Source organism: Paenibacillus sp. FSL E2-0201, assembly GCF_037963325.1.
Taxonomy (GTDB): Bacteria; Bacillota; Bacilli; order Paenibacillales; family Paenibacillaceae; genus Paenibacillus_AQ.
Genome location: NZ_CP150154.1, coordinates 6,092,488 through 6,117,068, shown reverse-complemented (window position 1 = coordinate 6,117,068; position 24,581 = coordinate 6,092,488). Strand labels below are relative to the sequence as shown.

The window sequence follows — 24,581 nt, the reverse complement described above, 5'->3', positions numbered from 1 at the left end:
TTGTGCATGAAAAAGAGGCCGTCCCACACTTTATTAGTGGGATGAGGCCTCTTTTTTATGAACTTGAATCATCGCCGCTACCGCCGCCACTGCTTTCCTGTTTGTCGGCACCTTCGCTGGCTTTATCTTTTTTCTCCTTTGGTTCGAGTTCTTCTTGCACAACTTTTTTAAGTAAATTCAATACTTCCATACGGAATAATGGGGTTTGCATGGATTCCTGCATAGTCTTCATCGATTGTTTTCGGTAATCAGGTGTTTTGGTGAGATTTAAAAACATCGTCATCATCTCTGGGGATTTCATAATTTCTTCGACTGATTTCTGGTAAGTGGGATCTTTAATTAGCTGAAGGTGTAGCTCCTTGCTTTGCGATTGAATGGCTTTAGCAAAATCACCCGCGAACTTGGGATCAGTCATTATTTTCTCGATTTCCTTCTGATATTCCGGCGCAGTGAGAGTATCCTTTACAGCGGTTTTGATTTCCTCTGTTGTTTGAAGCGGCATCATCTTCATGCTCATTCCACTGGTGCCGCCAGAGCTGGAGCTTGATAATGATTCCTCAACCGCTTTTTTACCTTCATCGCTTTTCAATATATCTAAAACCATGGTCTTCGTTTCTTTATAACTGCCTTGTCCGGAAGAAGAACTGCTCTGCTCACCTCCGCAAGCCGTTAAGGCCATAACAAAGCCCAAAGCCAAACCCACAGAACCGATAAATCTCCATTTCATTGGCGCTGCCCTCCTTTATAGGATTCTCCAGATGTATTATGCCGCATTAGAGCACATTTATGTTGTGAGTGTAATGGTGTTTTGTCGGTATCCTTGGTAAAATAAATCTGACAAGAGGAGGTGAATTGGCTGAGTATAAAAAAATGGTTTCATTTATTTTGGACTACCCTCCTTATAGGAGCGGGCGGAGCTGTAATCGCAGGTCTGGCACTGCAATTCGTGAATGGTAAAATTGATTTCAAAAGTGTCGGGGATTTCTTTTTATACCCGCTGATTCTGCTTGGCTACGGTATGCTTGTAAGCGTTTATTCGCAACTTGGTTTTTTTGCCTATTTGATTTTGAATTATATGGGCAACGGCGTTTTTCCTCAAAAGGTTTGGAAATACATACAACTAGTGCTTTCTGTGCTCGCATTGCTTGAACTGATTTTTCTGCGTACCGTCGTTGGCGGGGAAAGAAATGTTATGTCTGATCTAATATTAGGAATCTTTATTTTGTTAGCAGCTATTATTGTGTCTTATTTCAAAGTAAAAAGTACAAACATCTCAGCTTTGATTCCAACCCTCTTTTTTATGACAGCTATTTCAATTGTGGAAGTTATTGGTGTGCTCCGTATAGGTGTTGATAGTGCGACGGTATTTATTGTTGTTCCGCTTATCGCTTGTAATGCATTCCAAATTTTGATGCTTCACCGTATTCTGAGGCCGGCAGCCGGATAATGAATGGGGAAAGCACTAAACAATGAACCCCGTGCTCTGATTTCAGAAGACGGGGTTTTTTGCTCTTACTATATCTAAACGATTAAAATCTGATTAAGGAGGTTAATCTTAAAGAACACATAACCTAAGAAAATGCTTTCGAAGTGAGTTTTGTACGAAGCTCCTCAATGATGTATATGCTTTACAAAACTTAGTAGATGCTTCCGAAGTGAGTTTTGTACGAAGTAACACAAGTGTAGTAACGCTCACAAAACTTTTAGGAGGGGAATATATGGACATCAAGCGCTATATGATAAAAGACACAAAAGAAATCCGGCTTAACAAGCTGGATCCGGACGATATAGGTATTTTTAAATCCAAAAAAGAAGCAGAAGCCAAAACAGAAGAGCTTAAAGCACGTTTGGCAGAGCTACAAGATATTTTGTTTGCTCAGAAAAAGCATTCGCTGCTTGTAATTCTGCAAGGAATGGATTCTAGCGGTAAGGATGGAACGGTTAAGCATATTTTTTCAGGCATCAATCCACAAGGCTTCATAGTTACCAGCTTCAAGAAACCCTCTCTTGAGGAAGAGGCTCATGATTTCCTATGGAGGGTACATCAGAAAACTCCCCCTAAGGGCTACATCTCTGCATTTAATCGTTCGCACTATGAAGATGTATTGGTACCGCGGGTACATGGAGGGTTGAAAAAGGATGACCTAAAGCGCCGTTTTCGTTACATACGCCAGTTTGAGGAAATGCTGGTGGAAGAGGGGACGACAATTATCAAGCTTTTTCTGCACATTTCTAAAGAGAAGCAGTTAAAGAAAATCAAGGAAAGACTTGAAGATCCTAAAAAACACTGGAAATTCGATGCAAGTGATCTCCAGGAGCGGGAGTATTGGGATGATTACCAAGAAGCATATGAAGATGTTTTTAAGGAAACTAGCATAGATAAAGCACCCTGGTACTGGATACCCGCCAATCATCAATGGTACCGCAACTATTTGACCTTATCCATCGTAGTAAAGACGCTGGAGAGTCTGGATCTGAGCTATCCGAAGCTGAATACCCCCACACCCGACATATCGGAACTCATTTCTCCACGTCATTAATCCTTTGGACGAATCAACATCCATTACGGCACCAGAGATTGAAATGTATTTTACAGTCCAGCCGCGTCCTCTAAGGCATTACTAAGTGAAGCTGAGTCGCGAACTTCTTTACCTTCGGTATTGCTTTGACTAATCAGCTCAGAGACGGTAACGAATTCATAACCTTGTCTGCGGAGCTCGTCGATAATGAGTGGAAGTGCTTCATGTGTTTGTTTGCAGGAATCACTGGCATGTAGAAGGACGATATCACCTGGATGCGCTTTTGTCGTTACACGCTTAACGATATTGTCTACGCCGATATTCTTCCAGTCCAGAGAGTCTGTATCCCATTGAATGACCTTGTAACCGAGATCGCTGGCAACCTGAAGGACTCTTTTGTCAAAATCCCCATTAGGCATACGAATCAAATTGGGCTCAGTGCCGGTTAATTCGGTAAGTACGGTGTGAGCCGTTGAGATCTGTGTGCGAATTTCTTCGTTGCTTAATGTGCTGTAATTGACGTGTTTATGACCATGACTTCCAATTTCAAAACCTGCATTCTTGATGTTAGTTACAATGTCCGGGTGAGTCTTACTCCATGGTGAAGACAGGAAGAAGGTGGCTTTGTCCACTTTCTTGTCTTCAAGTACCTTCAAAATCGGCTCAGGTCTTTTCTCCCCCCAGCTAATATCGAAGGTCAGGGCAATCAGCTTCTTCTCTGTTGGTACACTGTAGATCGCGGAAGGTCCGGATTCAGAAAAAACGGTTATGTTTCCCCTCTCGACGTATACAACTCCAGCAGCAAGAAGCACAGCGGCGAAAATATAGATGAATCGTTTAATCTTTTTGCCGCTGAATACATAAAAAGAATTCATAATGACAGCGCTCCTCTCCCATGCGAAATGCTTGTTTGTTCTAAATGTATGCTCGTACCGCACGGTTATGACCTAAGAAACAGAGATCACAATTTCAGGAGGGTATTTATGTTGTCGTTCTTCACGTTTATTAAAGATCTAAAAACGATCCGGAAGGCTTTATTGCTATCCTGTCTGCTCTTCGCAGTAGGAGCGGTTATAGGGTGGGTAGCTACCAGCAGTCTGGAAAAGCTATTGGTTCAGCAATTAGAGGGGCTCAGTGAAATCAGTGGCAACCTTAGAGATTCTTCTAATCCGCAATGGAGCTTCTTTGTATTTATATTTTTAAATAACAGCATCAAGGGTGTTCTTATCATATTTTTAGGGGCATTGTTCGGTATACTGCCAGCCATATTCTTATTTATTAACGGAGCGGTTATCGGCTATCTGATTCATTTATCAGCACTGCAAGGACAGGATTTGTTCGAGCTTATTGTAAAAGGACTGCTGCCACACGGGATTATAGAGATTCCGGCGATCATTATTGCTTGTGCATTTGGACTGCAGTTCGGCGGGAAAGTACTCTCAAGTATATTTAGTTCTTTCACTAGGAAAATGGAGAGAGGGGCAGATTGGTCTTTCTTTATGCGTCAAACACTCACGGCATCTATATGGACTGTAATCCTGCTATTTGTTGCAGCCATCATTGAAAGCACAATAACTTTTTCGCTTTTATCATAAAACTTCCAAGATTGGAGCATAACATTAAAGCTATTCCTCCAAGGATTGCCTAAAGGACAGAGGTATATAATCGCGACGTAACCATAAAGGGAATTTTTATTAATTATGGTTATAAAAAGAGTACTCCGGTTAATCTAGTGTAAGAGGACTTAAGGCAGCTTTCTCCATGAGATGGACTAACTAATTATGTACAAGGGGTTTATGGTTTTAGTGAATGTGTTACTTGCAACTTCATGAAGGAGGCCAAGCATATGTTGGGAATGTTGTTTAACGAAAAAGAATGCAAGGAACTGGATTATGTTTTGCGGAAAGAACTCGATGAGATGCTGTTAGATTTGAGTGATCAGCGCTTGGACCAAAATATCAGGCATGCCATCGCCAATAGATATAAGACTGTATTTCGGATGTATGCTCGTTTTGCTCCTCAGAAAGAGCTTTCCAAGTATGCGTGGGGCGGACGTTCATCTCAGTATAAACACTGAGGATAGGTGGTAAATGCAAGAGTTTTATATGGATTTAAGATTTTTTAATAAAATAGCTTGACTAAAAAGGAGTGCTCATGATAAATTATATCTCGCGCTCCTTTTGCTTGTGTAAAAGGGAAGCGGAAGGCAAGAAAAATTGAAAAAAACTTTTTCAAAAAAAGACTTGCCAAACAACGAAACACTGTGATATATTATAAAGGTCGCCGCTGACAAACAACGACGACGAAATGAGAGACGTTGATCTTTGAAAACTGAACAACGAGTGAGTGGGAAATCACGAAAGTGAAATCCAAATTAGAGAATTAATTTTCTCGTCAGATGTTTCAAAATGAGCATATCGCTCTTTTCAATACTAATTGGAGAGTTTGATCCTGGCTCAGGACGAACGCTGGCGGCGTGCCTAATACATGCAAGTCGAGCGGAGTTATTTTGAAAGCTTGCTTTCAAAATAACTTAGCGGCGGACGGGTGAGTAACACGTAGGCAACCTGCCCCTTAGACTGGGATAACTACCGGAAACGGTAGCTAATACCGGATAATTTCTTTTTTCTCCTGAAGAAAGAATGAAAGACGGAGCAATCTGTCACTGAGGGATGGGCCTGCGGCGCATTAGCTAGTTGGTGGGGTAACGGCCCACCAAGGCGACGATGCGTAGCCGACCTGAGAGGGTGAACGGCCACACTGGGACTGAGACACGGCCCAGACTCCTACGGGAGGCAGCAGTAGGGAATCTTCCGCAATGGACGAAAGTCTGACGGAGCAACGCCGCGTGAGTGATGAAGGTTTTCGGATCGTAAAGCTCTGTTGCCAGGGAAGAACGTCCGGTAGAGTAACTGCTACCGGAGTGACGGTACCTGAGAAGAAAGCCCCGGCTAACTACGTGCCAGCAGCCGCGGTAATACGTAGGGGGCAAGCGTTGTCCGGAATTATTGGGCGTAAAGCGCGCGCAGGCGGTCATTTAAGTCTGGTGTTTAAACCTTGGGCTCAACCTAAGGTCGCACTGGAAACTGGGTGACTTGAGTACAGAAGAGGAAAGTGGAATTCCACGTGTAGCGGTGAAATGCGTAGATATGTGGAGGAACACCAGTGGCGAAGGCGACTTTCTGGGCTGTAACTGACGCTGAGGCGCGAAAGCGTGGGGAGCAAACAGGATTAGATACCCTGGTAGTCCACGCCGTAAACGATGAGTGCTAGGTGTTAGGGGTTTCGATACCCTTGGTGCCGAAGTTAACACAGTAAGCACTCCGCCTGGGGAGTACGGTCGCAAGACTGAAACTCAAAGGAATTGACGGGGACCCGCACAAGCAGTGGAGTATGTGGTTTAATTCGAAGCAACGCGAAGAACCTTACCAGGTCTTGACATCCCTCTGAATCTGCTAGAGATAGCAGCGGCCTTCGGGACAGAGGAGACAGGTGGTGCATGGTTGTCGTCAGCTCGTGTCGTGAGATGTTGGGTTAAGTCCCGCAACGAGCGCAACCCTTAACTTTAGTTGCCAGCAAGTAATGTTGGGCACTCTAGAGTGACTGCCGGTGACAAACCGGAGGAAGGTGGGGATGACGTCAAATCATCATGCCCCTTATGACCTGGGCTACACACGTACTACAATGGCCGGTACAACGGGAAGCGAAGCCGCGAGGTGGAGCCAATCCCATCAAAGCCGGTCTCAGTTCGGATTGCAGGCTGCAACTCGCCTGCATGAAGTCGGAATTGCTAGTAATCGCGGATCAGCATGCCGCGGTGAATACGTTCCCGGGTCTTGTACACACCGCCCGTCACACCACGAGAGTTTACAACACCCGAAGTCGGTGGGGTAACCCGCAAGGGAGCCAGCCGCCGAAGGTGGGGTAGATGATTGGGGTGAAGTCGTAACAAGGTAGCCGTATCGGAAGGTGCGGCTGGATCACCTCCTTTCTATGGAGAATCGTCTTCTGCAATGAAGACATTCAAATCGGAAGTTAAACTTCCATAATAGAACCCTCGGGTTCAAACACTCACTCGTGTTCAGTTTTGAAAGAGCAAGTCTCTTTCATATGCGTTTGGTGGCGATAGCGGAGGGGTTCCACACGTACCCATCCCGAACACGACCGTTAAGCCCTCCAGCGCCGATGGTACTTGGACCGAAGGGTCCTGGGAGAGTAGGACGCCGCCAAGCGAACAACCACTTTGGTTGATTCACAATATTATATATGTTATATGGGCTTTTAGCTCAGTTGGTTAGAGCGCACCTCTGATAAGGGTGAGGTCGGTGGTTCGAGTCCACCAAGGCCCACCATATAACTTATATCCCTTTATGGGGCCATAGCTCAGCTGGGAGAGCGCCTGCCTTGCAAGCAGGAGGTCAGCGGTTCGATCCCGCTTGGCTCCACCATAATTTTTAAATTCAATACTTTCTTTAACATTGATCCTTGAAAACTGGATACCGAAACGAATTTGCGTTTTAGAACATCTTTTAGCAACTTGTGCAAACAAGTAAATGTTATTAGTGAGATGATTCCAAGAGAGATATCGTATGATATTTTCCTGCGGAAAAATCAAGGTTAAGCTAATAAGAGCACACGGAGGATGCCTAGGCGCCAGGAGCCGACGAAGGACGTGGCGAACAACGAAACTGCCTCGGGGAGCTGTAAGCAAGCTTTGATCCGGGGGTGTCCGAATGGGGAAACCCAGCTGTGGTAATTCGCAGTTACTCATACCTGAATACATAGGGTATGTAGAGGCAGACCAGGGGAACTGAAACATCTAAGTACCCTGAGGAAGAGAAAACAATAGTGATTCCGTCAGTAGCGGCGAGCGAACGCGGAACAGCCTAAACCTAAGAGCTTGCTCTTAGGGGTTGTGGGACGTCTCACATGGAGTTACAAAGGAATATGGTAGGTGAAGAGGTCTGGAAAGGCCCGCGATAGAGGTAAAAGCCCTGTAACCTAAACTGTGTTCTCTCCGAGACGGATCCCGAGTAGTGCGGGGCACGTGAAACCCCGTATGAATCCAGCAGGACCATCTGCTAAGGCTAAATACTACCTGGCGACCGATAGTGAAACAGTACCGTGAGGGAAAGGTGAAAAGCACCCCGGAAGGGGAGTGAAATAGAACCTGAAACCGTGTGCTTACAAAAAGTCAGAGCCCTATTAATGGGTGATGGCGTGCCTTTTGTAGAATGAACCGGCGAGTTACGTTTAACATGCAAGGTTAAGTCGAGAAGACGGAGCCGCAGCGAAAGCGAGTCTGAATAGGGCGATTTAGTATGTGGACGTAGACCCGAAACCGTGTGATCTACCCCTGTCCAGGGTGAAGGTGCGGTAACACGCACTGGAGGCCCGAACCCACGCACGTTGAAAAGTGCGGGGATGAGGTGGGGGTAGCGGAGAAATTCCAATCGAACTCGGAGATAGCTGGTTCTCCCCGAAATAGCTTTAGGGCTAGCCTCGGTATAAGAGTAGTGGAGGTAGAGCACTGATTGGGTGCGGGGTCCGCAAGGATTACCAAGCTCAGTCAAACTCCGAATGCCATATACTTATTGCCGGGAGTCAGACAGTGAGTGCTAAGATCCATTGTCAAAAGGGAAACAGCCCAGACCATCAGCTAAGGTCCCCAAGTGTGTGTTAAGTGGGAAAGGATGTGGAGTTGCACAGACAACCAGGATGTTGGCTTAGAAGCAGCCACCATTGAAAGAGTGCGTAATAGCTCACTGGTCGAGTGACTCTGCGCCGAAAATGTAACGGGGCTAAACACACCACCGAAGCTATGGCTAGATACGAATGTATCTGGGGTAGGGGAGCGTTGTATGTGGGTTGAAGGTGTACCGTAAGGAGCGCTGGACAGCATACAAGTGAGAATGCCGGTATGAGTAACGAAAAGATCAGTGAGAATCTGATCCGCCGAAAGCCCAAGGTTTCCTGAGGAAGGCTCGTCCGCTCAGGGTAAGTCGGGACCTAAGGCGAGGCCGAAAGGCGTAGTCGAAGGACAACAGTTTGAAATTACTGTACCACCGTAATCCGCTATGAGCGATGGGGTGACGCAGGAGGGTAGTGACGCGGACTGATGGATATGTCCGTCTAAGCAGTGAGGCTGATGTGTAGGCAAATCCGCACATCGTTAAGGCTGGGCTGTGATGGGGAGCGAAAATTGTAGTAGCGAAGGTCATGATCTCACACTGCCAAGAAAAGCCTCTAGCCAGGAGAAGGTGCCCGTACCGCAAACCGACACAGGTAGGCGAGAAGAGAATTCTAAGGCGCGCGGAAGAACTCTCGTTAAGGAACTCGGCAAAATGACCCCGTAACTTCGGGAGAAGGGGTGCCCCGGTAGTGTGAATAGCACGAGGGGGCCGCAGTGAAAAGGCCCAAGCGACTGTTTAGCAAAAACACAGGTCTGTGCGAAGCCGCAAGGCGAAGTATACGGGCTGACGCCTGCCCGGTGCTGGAAGGTTAAGGGGAGTGGTTAGGGGTAACCCGAAGCTATGAACCGAAGCCCCAGTAAACGGCGGCCGTAACTATAACGGTCCTAAGGTAGCGAAATTCCTTGTCAGGTAAATTCTGACCCGCACGAATGGCGTAACGACTTGGGCGCTGTCTCAACGAGAGATCCGGTGAAATTTTAATACCTGTGAAGATGCAGGTTACCCGCGACAAGACGGAAAGACCCCATGGAGCTTTACTGCAGCTTGATATTGAATTTGGGTACGATCTGTACAGGATAGGTGGGAGCCGTAGAAATCGGAGCGCAAGCTTCGGTGGAGGCGCCGTTGGGATACCACCCTGATCGTATCTAGGTTCTAACCTAGTGCCCTAATCGGGTACGGGGACCGTGTCAGGCGGGCAGTTTGACTGGGGCGGTCGCCTCCTAAAGAGTAACGGAGGCGTTCCAAGGTTCCCTCAGAATGGTTGGAAATCATTCGAAGAGTGCAAAGGCATAAGGGAGCTTGACTGCGAGACCTACAAGTCGAGCAGGGACGAAAGTCGGACTTAGTGATCCGGTGGTACCGCATGGAAGGGCCATCGCTCAACGGATAAAAGCTACCCTGGGGATAACAGGCTTATCTCCCCCAAGAGTCCACATCGACGGGGAGGTTTGGCACCTCGATGTCGGCTCATCGCATCCTGGGGCTGAAGTAGGTCCCAAGGGTTGGGCTGTTCGCCCATTAAAGCGGTACGCGAGCTGGGTTCAGAACGTCGTGAGACAGTTCGGTCCCTATCTGTCGTGGGCGCAGGAAATTTGAGAGGAGCTGTCCTTAGTACGAGAGGACCGGGATGGACGTACCGCTGGTGCACCAGTTGTTCCGCCAGGAGCATGGCTGGGTAGCTACGTACGGACGGGATAAGCGCTGAAAGCATCTAAGCGTGAAGCCCCCCTCAAGATGAGATTTCCCAATTAGTAAGACCCCTTGAAGACGACGAGGTAGATAGGTTGGAGGTGGAAGTGCAGTAATGCATGGAGCTGACCAATACTAATCGGTCGAGGGCTTATCCTATACTTAAAACGCAAATTCAATTCGGATTCAGTTTTCAGGCGATTAAGCCTGAGCATTACGCTGTAATGCCCGTTTGGTGGCGATAGCGGAGGGGTTCCACGCGTACCCATCCCGAACACGACCGTTAAGCCCTCCAGCGCCGATGGTACTTGGACCGAAGGGTCCTGGGAGAGTAGGACGTTGCCAAGCGGATATTCCCTGATAGCTCAGTTGGTAGAGCACTCGACTGTTAATCGAGTTGTCACAGGTTCGAGTCCTGTTCGGGGAGCCATGCTCTCATAGCTCAGCAGGTAGAGTGCTTCCATGGTAAGGAAGAGGTCACCGGTTCGAATCCGGTTGAGAGCTCCACAGATTTGCAAGGCCCGTTGGTCAAGGGGTTAAGACACCTCCCTTTCACGGAGGTAACATGGGTTCGAATCCCATACGGGTCACCAACTTTTACTTGTACTTACCCTTAGAGGGTCCCATAGATATGGAGGCTTAGCTCAGCTGGGAGAGCATCTGCCTTACAAGCAGAGGGTCGGGGGTTCGATCCCCTCAGCCTCCACCATAATCTTCCTGAGAGATTATGGGCAACATAGAGGTAGCATCAATGGGGATTAGCCAAGCGGTAAGGCAACGGACTTTGACTCCGTCACTCATAGGTTCGAATCCTATATCCCCAGCCAAGTGCGAGCCATTAGCTCAGTTGGTAGAGCACCTGACTTTTAATCAGGGTGTCGAAGGTTCGAGTCCTTCATGGCTCACTTTTATTATTACATGCGCGTGTGGCGGAATGGCAGACGCACCAGACTTAGGATCTGGCGTTTCACGACGTGGGGGTTCAAGTCCCTTCACGCGCACCATATTTTGCGGAAGTGGCTCAGCGGTAGAGCATCGCCTTGCCAAGGCGAGGGTCGCGGGTTCGATTCCCGTCTTCCGCTCCATAATTTTTGCGCCCTTAGCTCAGCTGGATAGAGCGTTTGACTACGAATCAAAAGGCCGGGAGTTCGAATCTCTCAGGGCGCGCCATTTTTTTATTAAGCAATCATAGCATTATAACGGGATGTAGCTCAGCTTGGTAGAGCACCTGGTTTGGGACCAGGGGGTCGCATGTTCAAATCGTGTCATCCCGATTTTTCACCTTTGCGGGTGTAGTTCAATGGTAGAACTTCAGCCTTCCAAGCTGATAGCGTGGGTTCGATTCCCATCACCCGCTCCATAATTTTATAGTAACGGGATGTAGCTCAGCTTGGTAGAGCACCTGGTTTGGGACCAGGGGGTCGCATGTTCAAATCGTGTCATCCCGATACTCAGCTTAATCGCTCTTAGAAGCTCTTACTTCGGTAAGAGCTTTTTTTGTTATGTATTGATTTAATAATACGCATGTAATGATATAACATATGTTCTATCATTCTTCCAAAAGAAATTGAACTTCTGGTGGAATACCAATTCGTAAATAATAACTTTTCCATGATTCTTCTTGCTCAGGATTGCTACCTGTGGATAGTAGCTTTACAGCAAAGACATTAGCTTGACGTTCAAGCTTCCCAGGAGAGAAGTAGGAGCTTTCCTCTAGAAAAAAGCGGTTAATCCCCTTATGAAGTCGATCATGTCCTAATTCATGCGCACAAACGAAGCGCTGCCACTCAACTGGCAACTCATTATGAATGACAATAAATCTTCTTCTTAGTTTTCGGTAATATAATCCCTTTGTGCCTGTCCCAAGGTTCATGAAACGAATGTGAATACCCAGCGCTGAGGCCAGCTCGAACGGACAGTTGGTTTTATATTTTTTAATCAGATTATTGATCAGTTCATCCATATTCTTCACCTGCAGCATGTTAGTGTAGTTATTAAGTGTTGTTGGATTTATTTCGCTTGTTCATCTGTTTGGCTTCCCAGAATAAGCCGGTCAGTACATCTTTAATCCTCTGCTTGTCTTCCTTGTCTAGTGGAATTCCATCAAACATCAGCTCTCCATCATCCTCTAGCATTTTACGAAAGTCACGCTTATCCTTGCTTGTAGCCCAATCTGGGACAATCTCTTCGCTTGGAAGGGCTTGCTCCTGCAAATACCCCGCTTGATCCATTAGCTGCTCGTACGGGGCGCCTAAGGCCTCAGCTATTTTGCGTAACGTAGTTGGCTTAGGAACGCCTCTTAGACCATTTTCAATCCGTGAAATCTGTGATCCGCTAATCCCCGCTGCTGCTGCCAATTGATTAATGGTGAGTCCCTTTGTTTCGCGAAGTTGCTTCATGTAATCCCCAAATTCTTGTTTCATCTCAACCACTCCTTATAGACTGAAGCTTATGATATTAATATAAGCCATTTTTGCCAATTGGTAAACAACAAAGCGTATATTATTGCCAAAAGGCAAGATAATGGAGGAAAAGCTATTCTTTTTCGCCCAAAACAGACTAAAACGGGGTTTTACGAGATTGGTAGAGAAGTGGTATATTATAGAAAAATACGAACAGAATACGAACACTTTTATATTTTAGCACATTGCTTAGGAAACTTCCGCAATTTAATCTCATTCTGTCAAACCTAAAGGAGTGCATAAAATGATGAACTTATCCGCTTTACCGGAGCTAGACCGTCGCCGAACCCAGGTCGCTATAGAGAGTATGTTGGAGAAATACCGTATTTTTAAGACCGTTACATTTGAGGCTAAGGAAGCTAGTACTACTTATTCTTATACAGAAAGATTTCATGGTCCTACGAATACTGTTACTGATCAGACTGCTGCGATAGCTTCTTATAATGTGGATATACCGGCTGCTAGGAGGGCTTTTTGCTCGGCGATAGACTCTGTGGTAGAGAGACTTGATACGAGGGAACAGCAATTAGTAAGAGAGCGTTATATGAAAAGAGACGAAACGTACGATTATACGATTTACAATCATGTGTTTGATCCACCGGTGAGTAAGGATACTTACGTGAAGATACGCTCGAAGGCTTTTTATAAGATGGCTTTGGCTTTAACGGATCTCGGTCTACTATCCATTAACACCTTAATAACAGCACCAAGAGTGAAGAAAGAGAAGGTTAGTATTACCTAAGAGATATAGATGGTTACTTAAGAGACTGTGTCATCCGAGCGGATGATGCGGTCTTTTTTTATGAGCAGATGACCCCTCCGAAAAACCGCTCTTTACCATCCCAAAGCTAGCTTAAACCTCGTCGGTATACCGTCTCTGCAAGGCAAATAGGGGTGTATATTTATAACATGGCAAATGAAGCAAAAAGAACACCGCAAGAGCATGAATGCTCTGCTACACGTTCCGCCCTAGTGGTGATAAGAACAAATCTAGCGGTGAAAGATTCTTTTGGCATTGGCCTAGTATAGAAGGGTATTATCCAATATCGGATAGTATCCTTTTTTGTTCTTAGTTTTAGTAGAGGAGGTGTTTTCTTAATGTTAATGCAATTGAAGGTTAACACCATCAAAGATCGGCGAACCGCCGCAGTTCAGAAAGGAATGGAGTGATGTCGGTACAACAATTACGAGAACACATTACGAGTGCGCTGGAGAAGTACTTTCCAGATGTGCCTGTATATGTGGAGGGAGAGAAACCTCAGACGGCTTATTTTTATCCCGGACTGATCTCAGCGACTCTGGATCGGCAGCGGGAAGGCAGATATTTGGCGGTTTATCGCTTCGGTATCCGTTATGAACAAGGAAGTCTACTGGAGGCTGAAAGAATGGCTGATAGGCTAAGTGAAGCAATGGCAGGGATGGAGCAAGAGGGTGGCTCCTTCCGTGTAGCTAGGCAAGCCTGGGAAGCTGGGGTAGAGGGGCATGGGCCGCTTTTTACAACGGACTATATGGTGTATTTGCAAAGTGAGAAGCATGACCCCATTAAGATGGGGCAAATGATTGGAGGAGAAAGACTGAAATGAGCACAAAGGTGAGTAATGGAGATCGTTTTGGTAAAGAGCAGATTGTGAATTCATCGCTTTTTACGGTTAAGGAAAAGGATGTGCTGAACGTTATTTTGCAGGATAACAAAAGTTATACGATCGAAGAAGCGAAGCAATCTATGGGATTGTTTATTAATAAGGAGGTTTTGAACTAATGGCAGGCGGAACATGGACAACTCAAAACAAAGTGCGCCCAGGGGTGTACGTAAATGTAGCATCGAATCAAGGTGCCATCGGCAAAATGGGAGAACGCGGGATTACTGCTTTGGCACTTGCCTTATCTTGGGGAGAAGCTGGAGTGATCATGGAGATTACCCCGCAGGACGACGTGAATAAGCTACTAGGTTATGATTTGGAACATCCAACATTGCTGCCAGTACGCGAAGCGCTGAAACGTGCGGGAACGTTACTGCTCTATCGATTGAATGAAGGGGTTAAAGCGTCGGTCACGAACAATGGTCTACAGGTTACGGCTAAATACGGTGGTGTACGCGGAAACGATCTTTCTGTTGTTATTGAGAAGAATATTGAGAATAATGCTCTTTTTGATGTAAAGACACTGCTGAATGGAGCTGAACTGAATAAGCAAACGGTTGGAATGGCTGAAGAGTTGGTCGCTAACGATTATGTACAATTCCAGAAAAATGGCGCAGAAGGCTTGAAGCTAACCGCAGGGATGCCGCTTATTGGCGGAGCTAACGGAACGGTGACAAATGGTGCGCACAGCGATTTCTTATCTGCTCTTGAGGTGCTTGAGTTCCAAACGGTTGGACTAGTATCGCAGGATAGTACGCTTAAGGCACTGTATAGCTCTTGGGTGAGACGACTGCGGGATGCGGAAGGTAAGAAAGTGCAGGCTGTACTATCGGATTATGCTACTGCGGGTCATGAGGGTGTGATCAGTGTGAAGAATGGGGTAGTACTGAGTGACGGAACTACGATTGATAACAACAATGCAGTTGCTTGGGTGGCCGGTGCTACGGCTGCTGCTGCCGTGAATCAATCGCTGACTTATCAGGGCTATGACGACTCGGTTGATGCTGATGTACGGCTTAGCCATTCTGAAACGACAGCAGCTTTGCTGCAAGGCGAACTGCTCTTTACTTACAGTGGAGGGCGAGCTGTGGTGGAACAGGATATTAACACGTTTACGGCATTCTCTCCGGATAAAGGCAAAGCGTTCTCCAAAAATCGTGTGTTGCGTGTGCTGGATGGGATTGCGAATGATCTGAAGCGTATTTTTGAGAACTACTACATTGGTAAGGTAGCTAATAATGAAGATGGACGGGCTCTGTTCTGGTCGCAATGTGCAACTTACATGAATGATCTGCAGGATATTGGGGCGATTGAAAGCTTTAATGCGCAGACTGATGTTGTCGTTGTGGCAGGTACCGATAGCGATAGTATTGTACTCGACGTAGCAGTGAAGCCAGTTGATTCCGTAGAAAAAGTATATATGAAAGTGAAGGTGGTTTAAGATGGCATTTTTAAAAGCTAGCGATACGATTTCCGGCCAGGAGGGCCGTGCGTATGCGGTGATTGGCACGCAAACTGAAGAGATGTTCTATGTGAAGACGCTTGAAGCAACGGTAGAAAAAACAAAGGCGGAAGTGAAGACACTCGGCCGACGTGGTGTTCAGCATAAAGCGACTGGATGGTCGGGCAGCGGTTCGATGACGATTTTTTATATGACTAGCCGTTTCCGCCAGATGATGCTTGATTATATGAACACAGGTGTCGATCAGTATTTCGATATTGAGGTTACGAACGAAGACCCATCGTCCAGTGTGGGAGCACAACGTATTATTTTAAAAGGCGTGAACCTTGATAGTGTCATCATGGCTTCTCTTGATACAGAATCAGATGCGCTGGAAGAAGAAGTGAGCTTTACCTTTGAAGACGTGCAGATTGTGCAAGCTTTTGGCGCTCCGGCCGGCTCAGGAAAATAATAAAGACAACTAGATAGGAGCAAGTAAGGCCCGGGCGTGCAGGTGAGCGGCGGGTCTCTTCTCTGTCTAGTTAGTAGTACTAGAAGAAACTAAATCATTTTAGGAGGAAGACAATGAGTGAATTAAGTTTGTTTTTTGCGCAAAATGTAGCATGTGACACGACCGAGGAGTTTGTGGTATCGCAGCGTTTTAAGGATAAGGAAGGGAACGCAGTTGCCTGGAAGCTACGCAGTATGAACGAGGATGAGAATCAGGAATGCCGTAAAGCAGCTACTCGTAAGGTCAAAGGTAAGAACGGAGTGTATACCTCCGAGATTGAACCGAATGATTATATGGCTAAGCTGATGACTTCAAGTGTGGTGCATCCAGATCTGAAAAATGCCGAGTTACAACGTTCTTATGGTGTTCTTGGTGCTGAGACGTTGCTGCGTAAAATGCTGCTCCCAGGTGAATTCGCCGCGCTGGGTGAACGGGTACAGGCCTTGAATGGCTTCGGTACAGATATGAACGAGCTGGTGGATGAAGTAAAAAACTAATCAACGAGGGCGACAGCGAAGCTAACTTAGCTTACTACGCCCTCCACGAGCTTCATATTTTACCGCATGAGCTAATGAAGCTGTCCTCACGTGAACGAGCCGCAATTTATGCGATGATCGCTGTTCGGGTGGAGAAGGAGAAGCGGGATCAGGCACGGAGTAAGGCGAGGAAGAGATAGGGGGTGAATGAATGGCAGGTATGCAAAACAATATAGCTGGAATCCAGCAAGTCTCCAACCAATGGATCAATGATATAACCAATCAAATTACAACTCAGGTTTCTGCAAATATTTCAAATTCCTTTTCCGCAACTTTAAACCGAATAAGTATGAAAATAGTCAATAAACCCGTGTACAACATCACTAACAATTACAGTGCAGCTTATACCAGAATTCAAGCTTCTATTGGAGGCGCAGTACAAGCTCAGGAGAGACTGAACGATGCGGCAGAACAAGGAGCAGCAGGTGCTGAACAGCAGGCGGGCACTTGGGAAAAGATTACAGGTGCTTTTGGGAAAGCCAAGGGTGTGCTGGATAAAGTTAAAGGAGTTATGGAAAAGGTGCTTGCGCCTGCGGCCGAACAGCAAAAGTGGGAAGATCTTTTTAAAGTCAAAACCGGAAATGCTGATGTTGGTACGGCTATGTTTGATAAATTCAAGAAGAGAGCACTAGATACCGGGCAGGATGTCAACAAGTCCATGGAGAGTGTCTTATCGTTTTATCCTAAAACTCAAAATACAGATCAGCTAGATAAGCTAATGGATTATTCCACAAGGCTAAGCATGATGTCTCCGGAGGGAAAGGATATTGGTGATACTTCATCGGCGATTACTTCTGCTTTTGAGGGCGATTCCAGTGATTTAGCGTCCATGCTTCAGGTGGATAAAGAGGATCTGGGCGGACTTGATCTAGTGGCCGGAACAGGTAATATGGAAGCCTTTTTGAGTACTTTGGGTGATATAATGACAACGTCAGGTATGACGAGTGATTCGCTGCAAACCATGATGGATTCACCCGTTAATCAATGGCAAGCTCTTCTTGGAAACTATAACAACTCTCTGGCTGGTATGGGAGAAGGTGCTCTTGCGGCATTGTCACCACTATTAGGCATTCTTAACCAGGCATTTTCAGATGGAAGCTTTCAGCCAATTATCGATGGGATAGCGATTGGACTGGCGATACTTGCACAAGTATTCTCGCAGGTCGTACAAGGTGCATTGTATCTCTGGAGTGTTCTTAGCAACCCTGTTGTTTTGCCGATTGTTTTGGGTGTTGTTGCTGGAGTTATTGCATTAGCAATCGCGATGAATGCCTCAACAATTGCAACTAGAATTTCATCTATTGCTACCGGAATTGCTACCGCAGCCCAAGGCATTTTCAACGCTGTGATGAGTGCTAATCCAATTGCACTTGTAATTGGACTTATAGTTGCGCTAATAGTAGCTTTTTTAGGGATAGTAGCGGCACTTCAACCGGTTAGGGACTTTTTGGCGAATATGTTCAGAGGACTGGGACAGCTCGTTGCAGAATTCGTAGGCTTTGTTATCGATCTTTGGACCGGATTTGTTAATGGTATTATTGGCGCCGTGAACTTTTTGCTAGATAGTATAAATAAAGTAGTTGGAGCTGTTGGTAAATTTATTGGTATAGAGTCGGAGATCAATCTTCATATTGAAGAGGTTGATAGCAGTAAATTCAAAAAGGATTTGCAAATGGACATTGGAGCTTCTTTTAATTCAGGGGCAGAAAAGATCCAAAATTTTGATATCAATAAGTTTAAAGAAAAACTGAACGTAGGTGGAAATAAGAGTAATAACAACACATTAAATCAGTGGAATACTACTCATCCAGGGGATTTGTCAAAACCTTTGCAAACGCCTACCGTACCTGAAATTCCAGCAGTTCCTACGTTGAATACACCTTCATCTACGGGTTCTTTTCAAAATGCAGGGGCTCCGGGTAATCTAAACACCGTCAACCGTGTGAATGAACTCGGATCCATCAACGACACCGTAGACATCTCCAGCGATGATCTGAAAATGCTGCGGGAGTTAGCTGAGATTCAGGCGATCCAGAATTTTGTAGAGCTGACGCCGACGGTGCAGGTCACGACCGGGAATATTAATAATGCCGGAGACATTGATTCGATTATCAACAAGATTGGGCAAAAGCTGAACGAGGAGTTTGTCTCTACGGCGCAGGGGGTGTATACGTAACGTGGAAGAGTACGGGATATTTCTTGGTTTTAATAATCAGGCGGAAGCATTCCGACTGCCAGTCAATCCAGAGACTTTGGAAATCAAGGAAAGCGGGGATGGGAAGAGCTATACCATTATCGATCTAGGTGAGATTAATACGATTGCTTATCCGAAGCTGACGGAGATCACAATCGAAAGTATTTTTCCGGCACAAAGGTATCCGTTTGTATTAGTACAAGAGGATGGGTTGAAGAGACCTTTTGAATATGTGGAGCTGATTAAGAAGTGGATGACGAGTCGCAGACCTATTCGTTTTGTATTTTCCGGGGTGAGCTATACTGATGACTTGAAAAAAGCGGATGGGAAGCTAAACGACGCCAAGAAATGGTTAAAGGATTCATCGACTAGTGAGGATAAATCCATAGAGATTGATTTCGGTGTGAATATGGCTATGAGTATTGAAAGCTTCTCTTGGAAGCTCAGTGCAGGTACATCAGGGGATATTGAATATTCGTTATCTCTCAAAAAGTATGTATTTTATCAGGCGGTAGCTGTTAAAGTCGTCAAGGATGAAGTGAAGGTAGAACAGAAGCGGGCGAACGAAACTCCCAAACCTAAAACGTATATCATGAAATCTAAAGATAATCTATGGAAAATCGCTAAAGAAATCCTTGGAGATGGTAATAGGTGTTGGGAAATCCAGAAACTTAATGGCATTAAAGATAGCGAGCTGAGGAAGCTTCCAATCGGTAAGGTCATTAAGCTGTCGTAGGAGGATGTTATGGAACTGCTTGTGAAGAATAAGGAAGGTAATCTATGGGATATTTCTGGCATCGTCTCCGATATTTCTTGGAAAACGGCCCGCTCAGGAAAACCGGCAACGCTAGAGTTAACACTTGTGGACAGTGGAATCTATCAGCATCCTAAGTTCGGTATCAGCAACGGTGATATTATTCAGTTCAGCAAAGATAATGTGGATGTATTCTACGGGTTTGTGTTCAGTATTGATACAGGCTCGGATCAGGAGATTAAGCTGACTGCCTATGATCAGATGCGTTATTTGCTGGGCAATGGCAGTTATGTTTTGCAGGATGTTACGGCTAATGATGTTATAAAAAAAATAACGCAAGACTACGGACTGCAGACAGGTGTGCTGGAGGATACAGAGTACCGGATTCCCTCTTTAATCGAGGATGACAAAAAGCTGCTGGACATCATTATGGGAGCGATCGGCAGTGAGCTTCAGTATAAGGGGCGGTTGATGGCCTTTTACGATGATTTTGGTAAGCTAACACTGCGAAAACCGGAGTCTATGCTGCTTAATCTGGTGTTGGGAGCGGGGCATTATCTGTATGACTATTCGCTCAAAAAAAGTATTGATGATGATACGTACAACACGATCTTTTTATACAAGGATAATGAGAAGTCTGGTAAGCGTGATTTCTTTCCGGTTAGCGATAAGGATAATGTGAAACGCTGGGGTATCCTCCACTTGTATCAGAAGGCTGATGACAAAGCGAATGCTGCACAAATTCAGGAGAAGGCAAATAATCTGCTAAAAATGCACAACCGTGAAAAGCTTAGTCTCTCCGTACAGGCGATTGGTGATATGCGCGTAAGGGCTGGTAATTTCATATATGTCCTGCTTGATGAATTTAAAACTCAGGTGTTTCTGGTGGATCAATGCAGTCATAAGATTTCCGGTGGGGAGCATACGATGTCCCTCGATATAAAGGTGGTGTAGAAATGATGTTGGATATTATAAAAAAAGCAAGCCTAGGAGCCGTGGGAAATACAAATCCCGTGGCTTTTTCTTATGGGACGGTAACGGAGGTAGCTCCCTTACAGATCCAGGTGGATCAACGTTTTATTTTATCGGGGAATGCGCTAGTGCTGCCTGAATCGGTAATGGAATGTAAAGTCGAGCTAGAGGGTAGAGAAGTGGTAGTGCGTCGAGGACTTGCCTCTGGTGATCGGGTTCTGATGGTTCGGATGCAGGGCGGACAAAGCTATATTGTTCTGGATCGGCTGGTGAGTCCAATATGATTCCTGCGATTGGAAAAGCTGGACCGATAACTGCCCTTCTTGAAGGCGAGGTCAACCTTGAGCGTGGGGAAAACCCTAGTCTAACCTACCGAATGGATTGGGACAGAAAAAGGATCACTGGCCAAGCGGATGGACTTGAGGCAGTGCAGCAGGCAGCGGCCAAAATTCTGCGAACCGATAGATTTGAACATCTGATTTACAGTTCGGATTACGGAACAGAGTGGCAGCTGGTTTTGGGTAAGGATCGGCTGTTAGTCAGAGCTGAAATCAGACGTGTCGTTAGTGAAGCCTTACTTCAGGATGAACGAATCCTTAGCTTAGAAAATATTGAGGTCTCTTTTAACGGGGATAATCTAACCTTTGATTGTAAGGTGGTCACACGTTATGGGAATTTTCAGCTGAGAAAGGAGTGGAATGAGGATGTATGAGGATCAGACGTATGAGGCTCTTTTGGAACGGATGCTGGACCGGGTTCCGTCAGGTCTGGATAAACGCGAGGGCAGCATCATTTATGACGCGCTCGCTCCGGCAGCAGCAGAGCTGGCGCAAATGTACATTGAGCTGGATGTCAATAATAATCTGTATTTTGCAGATACGGCTACCGGCGAGTACTTGGAGCGAAGTATCTCCTGGTCAGGCATTGTAAGGAGAGAAGCGAGCAAAGCGCAGCTGAAGGGGATTTTTTATAAAGCGGATGGGGGACTTCTGGATGTACCTCTCGGCAGCCGGTTCTCTCTCGATATGCTGAATTATACGGCTGTGGAAAAGTTATCTCCTGGAGTGTATCGGTTGGAGAGTGAAACCGCTGGAGAAGAAGGAAACCGATATTTTGGCTCTTTGCTGCCGGTGAATTATATTTCAGACCTTGCACGCGGAGAAATAGCTTCTCTTCTGATCCCTGGGGAGAACGCCGAAAGTGATGAATCGCTTCGCCAGCGTTATTTGGATTCAGCCAGACGCCCAGCTACTAGCGGCAATAAATATCACTACATGGAGTGGGCAATGCAGGTTGCAGGAGTAGGGGGCGCTCGTGTTTTTCCATTATGGAATGGTCCTAAGACGGTGAAGGTGATTATCGTAGATGCCGAGAAACTTCCTGCTTCTGAGCTGCTGGTGACTAAGGTTCAGCATTACATTGATCCGGTCTCTGGAGAGGGTGAGGGGCAAGCCCCTGTAGGTGCTGTTGTATCGGTGGCGTCGGCAACGGGCAAAAGCATCAGTATAAGTGCAAAAGTAACCCTTGCTTCAGGTTATGCGCTGCAAGCTGTTAATGAAGAATTCAAGGCGACTCTTGAGAGCTATCGCAAGGAGAAGGCTTTTTCAGCAACCTATATTAGTCAGTCTGTAATTGGTGCACTATTGCTAGCTACTGAGGGAGTCGCAGATTACAGTGAGCTGAAGCTGAACAGTGGAGCGGGCAACGTAATGTTGAGCGAAGAAGAAGTGCCGTTGTTCGGCAATGTTTTACTGGAGGTGTAGCATGGGTTATCCAGAGCAAATTGATATTTTTCAAGAAAAGCTTAATAAAAAAGCAAACGGTGCCAGTTATGTTATTGAAGAGAGATTATCGCTTGTAAATGGCATGTATAGTGGTGCGCTTGCGCATGACAACATCAATAATCAGAGCATCGCAGTGTACACAGGGTCACAGTATTCCGGGATCGAGCTACGTAATTTTACGGTGTCTTTTCCGGATGAAGCGCCGTGGCGACGGTTGATTAAGATTTTTGCCGATGTGCCTGAGGTTTATGTGACTTACGAAACCCCCGGCGATACCGTTGAAGCAGAGGATATTAACGGTTTGCAGGAAAGTCTTACTGCTGTTCAAACTGAAATAGAACGGTATAAGAACAAGGGACAGATTGACGGAGGATCATTCAGAAGAGAGGTGTAAAATGGCACAGACCATACAAATAAAGCGGGGAACAAAGGCTGAGCTAACGAGTTATGGCGTGTTGAAGGCGGGTGAGCTTGGTTTTTGCAATGATACAAAGGAAGTTTATATTGGTGACGGTACGTCTAATTCCATGGTCGGAAGGGCGTTGTCCGGGCCAGAAGCCTCGCGTCCAGTTGCTGGAGCCGTTGGCCGGTTGTATTACGTGACTACGGGTTCGAATAGCGGATATTTATATTTTGATGATGGGGCAGCTTGGCGGCGGGTGAATGCGCAGAAGCTTAGTGACCTGACGGGTACAATTGACGATATCGCTGATGGAGCAACCTACGCGAAGGTGCTTAAAGCGGATATTAGTGCGGGACATATCAATAAAGTATCAGATGGCACGAATGTAAAGACTGCCGCTGAGATCAAGACTCACATTGACGATGTGACCAAGCACCGGACAATCAATGATGCCGGGACTACGATTACAGACTTGTGGTCTGCACAAAAGATTAAAAATGAAATTGAGCTGGCTAAGCATAACATCGAACCGCAAGCGTCGGTAAAAGATCAGAACCTGCTGGCTCCACCAGCCAGTCCGGTTGAGGGTGATCGATACATTATTCCAGCTGGAGCAACTGGGGCATGGGCGGGAAAAACGAATCAAATCGTGGAGTACCAATCTGCTGCTTGGGTATTTTATGTTCCTGCCGTAGGCTGGACCGCTTATGTTGATGATGAGCAGAAGATTTATAGCTGGAACGGCAGCGCATGGGTTCGAACGGGTGGTGCATTACAGACCATTACAGCTGGAAACGGACTGATTGGTGGTGGACAGGCCGATGCTGTGACGCTGAATATTGGTGCAGGCAATGGGATCACGGTTACTGCAGACGCGATTGCGGTTACAGCTGGAAAAGGGATCACTGTAGATGGTGCCGGTGTAGCTGTAAGTGTGGATGGAAGTAGCATCATTTATGATGCGGCGAATGGCAATAAACTTACCGTAGCCAGTATTGATGGCGGAACTTTCTAGGGGGCGGGACAATGGCTTTAAAGACATTGATTCAAATACGCCGCGGATTGGAAAGTGCGATTGGAGCACTGGCTATTGGTGAGCTTGGCTACTGTACAGACACAGGTAAGCTATATATCGGTTCTGCTGCTGGGAATGTCTTGCTAGTTGCGGCACAAAGTACCGGAGACATGCTGAAAAGCATTTACGATACGAATAACAATGGCAAGGTAGATTTTGCTCAACAAGCGGATAGTGTAGCTTGGGCGGGGGTAGAGGGGAAGCCATCAGTGTTTCCTCCAGCGACGCATACACATGATTATCTGCCTAAAGGCCCTCTAACCTGGAATCAAATGAAGGGGGTGTAGGGGATGAGCTATGGCAACTCTTTATTCAGCGAATTATTGTATTCCGCAGATGAAGATTCGAATCATCCGGGTGAAGTCGAGGCGCCTGATCTAATGCAGTATTTGCCAGATTATTATAAGGATGTCCGTGAAATGGAGAAGCTTCAGGAGACCATCGGGCTAGAAATTGGTGGACTGAAGGTAGGCACTATAGATGTACTGGATCAGGCGTTTGTTGAAACGGCAACGGTGAGCCTTGGACGTTGGGAAGCTGAACTTGGATTAAATATCGAATTATCCAAGTCATATGCCACACGCCGAGAGATGATTAAGGCGAAGCTGCGTGGAAACGGGACGACAACGCCGGAGATGATCCAGCGGACGGCGTCCGCCTTTTCGGGTGGAGTGGTTGAAGTTAAGGAAGTGCCTGATGAGTACCGTTTTGAGATTCATTTTGTGAGTACACTGGGCATACCTCCGAATATGGCAGGGTTGATTCAAATTATCGAAGAGATAAAACCTGCGCATTTAGCTTATGAATTTGTGTTCAGCTATACCTGGTGGGACTCCGTTAAGGTTTTGACTTGGGAGAGTGCTCACAGTAAGACATGGAACGAATTAAGAACTTATAGATAGGAG

24 protein-coding genes, 14 tRNA genes and 4 rRNA genes are annotated in these 24,581 nt (G+C 46.1%); 38 read left to right on the top strand and 4 right to left on the bottom strand.

All coding sequences use genetic code 11. From position 1 onward, the window contains the following. Nucleotides 1–55: 55 nt before the first annotated feature. On the bottom strand, nt 56–727 hold the full coding sequence (gene gerD / locus NSU15_RS27625; protein ID WP_076121166.1) for a spore germination lipoprotein GerD: 672 nt from the start codon (nt 725–727) through the stop codon (nt 56–58). Nucleotides 728–856: 129 nt separating this feature from the next. Between gerD and NSU15_RS27620 the strand changes: the two genes are divergently transcribed. Both NSU15_RS27620 and NSU15_RS27615 read left to right on the top strand, forming a co-directional pair. Next, nucleotides 857–1,447: a KinB-signaling pathway activation protein gene (locus tag NSU15_RS27620; protein ID WP_339291494.1), complete on the top strand. Its 591-nt coding sequence runs from the start codon at nt 857–859 to the stop codon at nt 1,445–1,447. Between the two features lie 271 nt (nt 1,448–1,718). After that, nucleotides 1,719–2,540, top strand: coding sequence for a PPK2 family polyphosphate kinase (locus NSU15_RS27615; protein ID WP_042131206.1), 822 nt, complete (start codon nt 1,719–1,721; stop codon nt 2,538–2,540). 50 nt (nt 2,541–2,590) lie between these two features. Here the strand turns inward: NSU15_RS27615 and pdaB are convergent, their stop codons facing one another. Continuing rightward, entirely contained in the window at nt 2,591–3,394 is an 804-nt protein-coding gene (pdaB, locus tag NSU15_RS27610; RefSeq protein WP_042131205.1) for a polysaccharide deacetylase family sporulation protein PdaB, read from the bottom strand. Between the two features lie 108 nt (nt 3,395–3,502). Between pdaB and NSU15_RS27605 the strand changes: the two genes are divergently transcribed. The 20 genes from NSU15_RS27605 (at nt 3,503) to NSU15_RS27510 (ending at nt 11,352) form a co-directional block, all read left to right on the top strand. Further along, entirely contained in the window at nt 3,503–4,114 is a 612-nt protein-coding gene (locus NSU15_RS27605; protein WP_339288286.1) for a stage II sporulation protein M, read from the top strand. Nucleotides 4,115–4,365: 251 nt separating this feature from the next. Beyond that, nucleotides 4,366–4,596 carry a hypothetical protein gene (locus NSU15_RS27600; RefSeq protein WP_036680631.1) on the top strand — a complete coding sequence of 77 codons (231 nt, stop codon included), beginning with the start codon at nt 4,366–4,368 and terminating at the stop codon, nt 4,594–4,596. 356 nt (nt 4,597–4,952) lie between these two features. Then, a 16S ribosomal RNA gene (locus tag NSU15_RS27595) occupies nt 4,953–6,510 on the top strand. Nucleotides 6,511–6,634: 124 nt separating this feature from the next. After that, nucleotides 6,635–6,751 (top strand): 5S ribosomal RNA (gene rrf / locus NSU15_RS27590). Nucleotides 6,752–6,794: 43 nt separating this feature from the next. Further along, nucleotides 6,795–6,871 (top strand) — tRNA-Ile (locus NSU15_RS27585). Nucleotides 6,872–6,891: 20 nt separating this feature from the next. Then, a tRNA-Ala gene (locus tag NSU15_RS27580) sits at nt 6,892–6,967 on the top strand. A 167-nt stretch (nt 6,968–7,134) separates the two neighbouring features. Further along, nucleotides 7,135–10,063: ribosomal RNA gene (locus NSU15_RS27575) — 23S ribosomal RNA — on the top strand. A gap of 72 nt (nt 10,064–10,135) precedes the next feature. Beyond that, a 5S ribosomal RNA gene (gene rrf / locus NSU15_RS27570) occupies nt 10,136–10,252 on the top strand. The 16S, 23S and 5S rRNA genes sit together here with 14 tRNA genes alongside, the layout of an rRNA operon. A 6-nt stretch (nt 10,253–10,258) precedes the next feature. Then, nucleotides 10,259–10,334, top strand: a tRNA-Asn gene (locus NSU15_RS27565). Nucleotide 10,335: 1 nt separating this feature from the next. Further along, nucleotides 10,336–10,411, top strand: a tRNA-Thr gene (locus NSU15_RS27560). Nucleotides 10,412–10,422: 11 nt separating this feature from the next. Further along, nucleotides 10,423–10,497: transfer RNA gene (locus NSU15_RS27555), tRNA-Glu, on the top strand. Nucleotides 10,498–10,537: 40 nt separating this feature from the next. After that, nucleotides 10,538–10,613 (top strand) — tRNA-Val (locus NSU15_RS27550). A 43-nt stretch (nt 10,614–10,656) separates the two neighbouring features. After that, a tRNA-Gln gene (locus tag NSU15_RS27545) sits at nt 10,657–10,731 on the top strand. A 5-nt stretch (nt 10,732–10,736) separates the two neighbouring features. Next, nucleotides 10,737–10,809, top strand: a tRNA-Lys gene (locus NSU15_RS27540). Between the two features lie 15 nt (nt 10,810–10,824). Continuing rightward, nucleotides 10,825–10,908 (top strand) — tRNA-Leu (locus NSU15_RS27535). A 6-nt stretch (nt 10,909–10,914) separates the two neighbouring features. Beyond that, nucleotides 10,915–10,989 (top strand) — tRNA-Gly (locus tag NSU15_RS27530). Between the two features lie 8 nt (nt 10,990–10,997). Beyond that, nucleotides 10,998–11,074: transfer RNA gene (locus NSU15_RS27525), tRNA-Arg, on the top strand. Between the two features lie 30 nt (nt 11,075–11,104). After that, a tRNA-Pro gene (locus NSU15_RS27520) sits at nt 11,105–11,178 on the top strand. A 12-nt stretch (nt 11,179–11,190) separates the two neighbouring features. Continuing rightward, nucleotides 11,191–11,264: transfer RNA gene (locus NSU15_RS27515), tRNA-Gly, on the top strand. 14 nt (nt 11,265–11,278) lie between these two features. Next, nucleotides 11,279–11,352: transfer RNA gene (locus NSU15_RS27510), tRNA-Pro, on the top strand. Between the two features lie 101 nt (nt 11,353–11,453). Here the strand turns inward: NSU15_RS27510 and NSU15_RS27505 are convergent. Both NSU15_RS27505 and NSU15_RS27500 read right to left on the bottom strand, forming a co-directional pair. Next, the gene (locus tag NSU15_RS27505; RefSeq protein ID WP_042132516.1) at nt 11,454–11,867 is read right to left on the bottom strand and encodes an ImmA/IrrE family metallo-endopeptidase; all 414 of its coding nucleotides are present in this window, start codon (nt 11,865–11,867) and stop codon (nt 11,454–11,456) included. Between the two features lie 31 nt (nt 11,868–11,898). Further along, nucleotides 11,899–12,327 carry a helix-turn-helix domain-containing protein gene (locus NSU15_RS27500; protein WP_339288285.1) on the bottom strand — a complete coding sequence of 143 codons (429 nt, stop codon included), beginning with the start codon at nt 12,325–12,327 and terminating at the stop codon, nt 11,899–11,901. 283 nt (nt 12,328–12,610) lie between these two features. Here NSU15_RS27500 and NSU15_RS27495 point away from each other — a divergent pair, with 283 nt between their 5' ends. From NSU15_RS27495 to NSU15_RS27420, 16 genes are all read left to right on the top strand, one after another. Beyond that, nucleotides 12,611–13,108: an ArpU family phage packaging/lysis transcriptional regulator gene (locus NSU15_RS27495; protein WP_339288283.1), complete on the top strand. Its 498-nt coding sequence runs from the start codon at nt 12,611–12,613 to the stop codon at nt 13,106–13,108. Between the two features lie 427 nt (nt 13,109–13,535). Then, the gene (locus NSU15_RS27490; RefSeq protein ID WP_339288281.1) at nt 13,536–13,949 is read left to right on the top strand and encodes a DUF6838 family protein; all 414 of its coding nucleotides are present in this window, start codon (nt 13,536–13,538) and stop codon (nt 13,947–13,949) included. Continuing rightward, entirely contained in the window at nt 13,946–14,125 is a 180-nt protein-coding gene (locus tag NSU15_RS27485; protein ID WP_339288279.1) for a hypothetical protein, read from the top strand. Before NSU15_RS27490 ends, NSU15_RS27485 begins: the two co-directional genes overlap by 4 nt. Next, a complete protein-coding gene (locus NSU15_RS27480) occupies nt 14,125–15,447 on the top strand; it encodes a phage tail sheath family protein (protein ID WP_339288278.1) in 1,323 nt (440 codons plus the stop codon). The genes NSU15_RS27485 and NSU15_RS27480 overlap by 1 nt, the downstream gene beginning before the upstream one ends. A gap of 1 nt (nt 15,448) precedes the next feature. Continuing rightward, nucleotides 15,449–15,919: a phage tail tube protein gene (locus NSU15_RS27475; protein WP_042131198.1), complete on the top strand. Its 471-nt coding sequence runs from the start codon at nt 15,449–15,451 to the stop codon at nt 15,917–15,919. A 113-nt stretch (nt 15,920–16,032) separates the two neighbouring features. Next, nucleotides 16,033–16,455 carry a phage portal protein gene (locus NSU15_RS27470; protein ID WP_042131197.1) on the top strand — a complete coding sequence of 141 codons (423 nt, stop codon included), beginning with the start codon at nt 16,033–16,035 and terminating at the stop codon, nt 16,453–16,455. A 190-nt stretch (nt 16,456–16,645) separates the two neighbouring features. Further along, nucleotides 16,646–18,670: a hypothetical protein gene (locus tag NSU15_RS27465; protein WP_042131196.1), complete on the top strand. Its 2,025-nt coding sequence runs from the start codon at nt 16,646–16,648 to the stop codon at nt 18,668–18,670. A 1-nt stretch (nt 18,671) separates the two neighbouring features. Continuing rightward, entirely contained in the window at nt 18,672–19,424 is a 753-nt protein-coding gene (locus NSU15_RS27460; RefSeq protein ID WP_339288277.1) for a LysM peptidoglycan-binding domain-containing protein, read from the top strand. A 9-nt stretch (nt 19,425–19,433) separates the two neighbouring features. Further along, on the top strand, nt 19,434–20,396 hold the full coding sequence (locus NSU15_RS27455; RefSeq protein ID WP_042131194.1) for a hypothetical protein: 963 nt from the start codon (nt 19,434–19,436) through the stop codon (nt 20,394–20,396). Nucleotides 20,397–20,401: 5 nt separating this feature from the next. Then, nucleotides 20,402–20,698, top strand: coding sequence for a DUF2577 domain-containing protein (locus tag NSU15_RS27450; RefSeq protein WP_042132514.1), 297 nt, complete (start codon nt 20,402–20,404; stop codon nt 20,696–20,698). Next, entirely contained in the window at nt 20,695–21,126 is a 432-nt protein-coding gene (locus tag NSU15_RS27445) for a DUF2634 domain-containing protein (RefSeq protein ID WP_339288275.1), read from the top strand. The genes NSU15_RS27450 and NSU15_RS27445 overlap by 4 nt, the downstream gene beginning before the upstream one ends. Continuing rightward, nucleotides 21,119–22,177 (top strand): baseplate J/gp47 family protein, encoded by a 1,059-nt coding sequence (locus NSU15_RS27440; RefSeq protein ID WP_339288274.1) that lies wholly within the window; start codon nt 21,119–21,121, stop codon nt 22,175–22,177. The genes NSU15_RS27445 and NSU15_RS27440 overlap by 8 nt, the downstream gene beginning before the upstream one ends. 1 nt (nt 22,178) lies before the next feature. Beyond that, nucleotides 22,179–22,592, top strand: coding sequence for a hypothetical protein (locus tag NSU15_RS27435; RefSeq protein WP_042131191.1), 414 nt, complete (start codon nt 22,179–22,181; stop codon nt 22,590–22,592). A 1-nt stretch (nt 22,593) separates the two neighbouring features. Further along, nucleotides 22,594–23,616, top strand: a complete 1,023-nt coding sequence (locus NSU15_RS27430) for a DUF2793 domain-containing protein (RefSeq protein ID WP_339288272.1) — start codon at nt 22,594–22,596, stop codon at nt 23,614–23,616. A gap of 11 nt (nt 23,617–23,627) precedes the next feature. Continuing rightward, nucleotides 23,628–23,963, top strand: coding sequence for a hypothetical protein (locus NSU15_RS27425; protein WP_081954205.1), 336 nt, complete (start codon nt 23,628–23,630; stop codon nt 23,961–23,963). A gap of 3 nt (nt 23,964–23,966) precedes the next feature. Next, a complete protein-coding gene (locus NSU15_RS27420) occupies nt 23,967–24,578 on the top strand; it encodes a putative phage tail protein (protein WP_339288271.1) in 612 nt (203 codons plus the stop codon). Nucleotides 24,579–24,581: the final 3 nt, after the last annotated feature.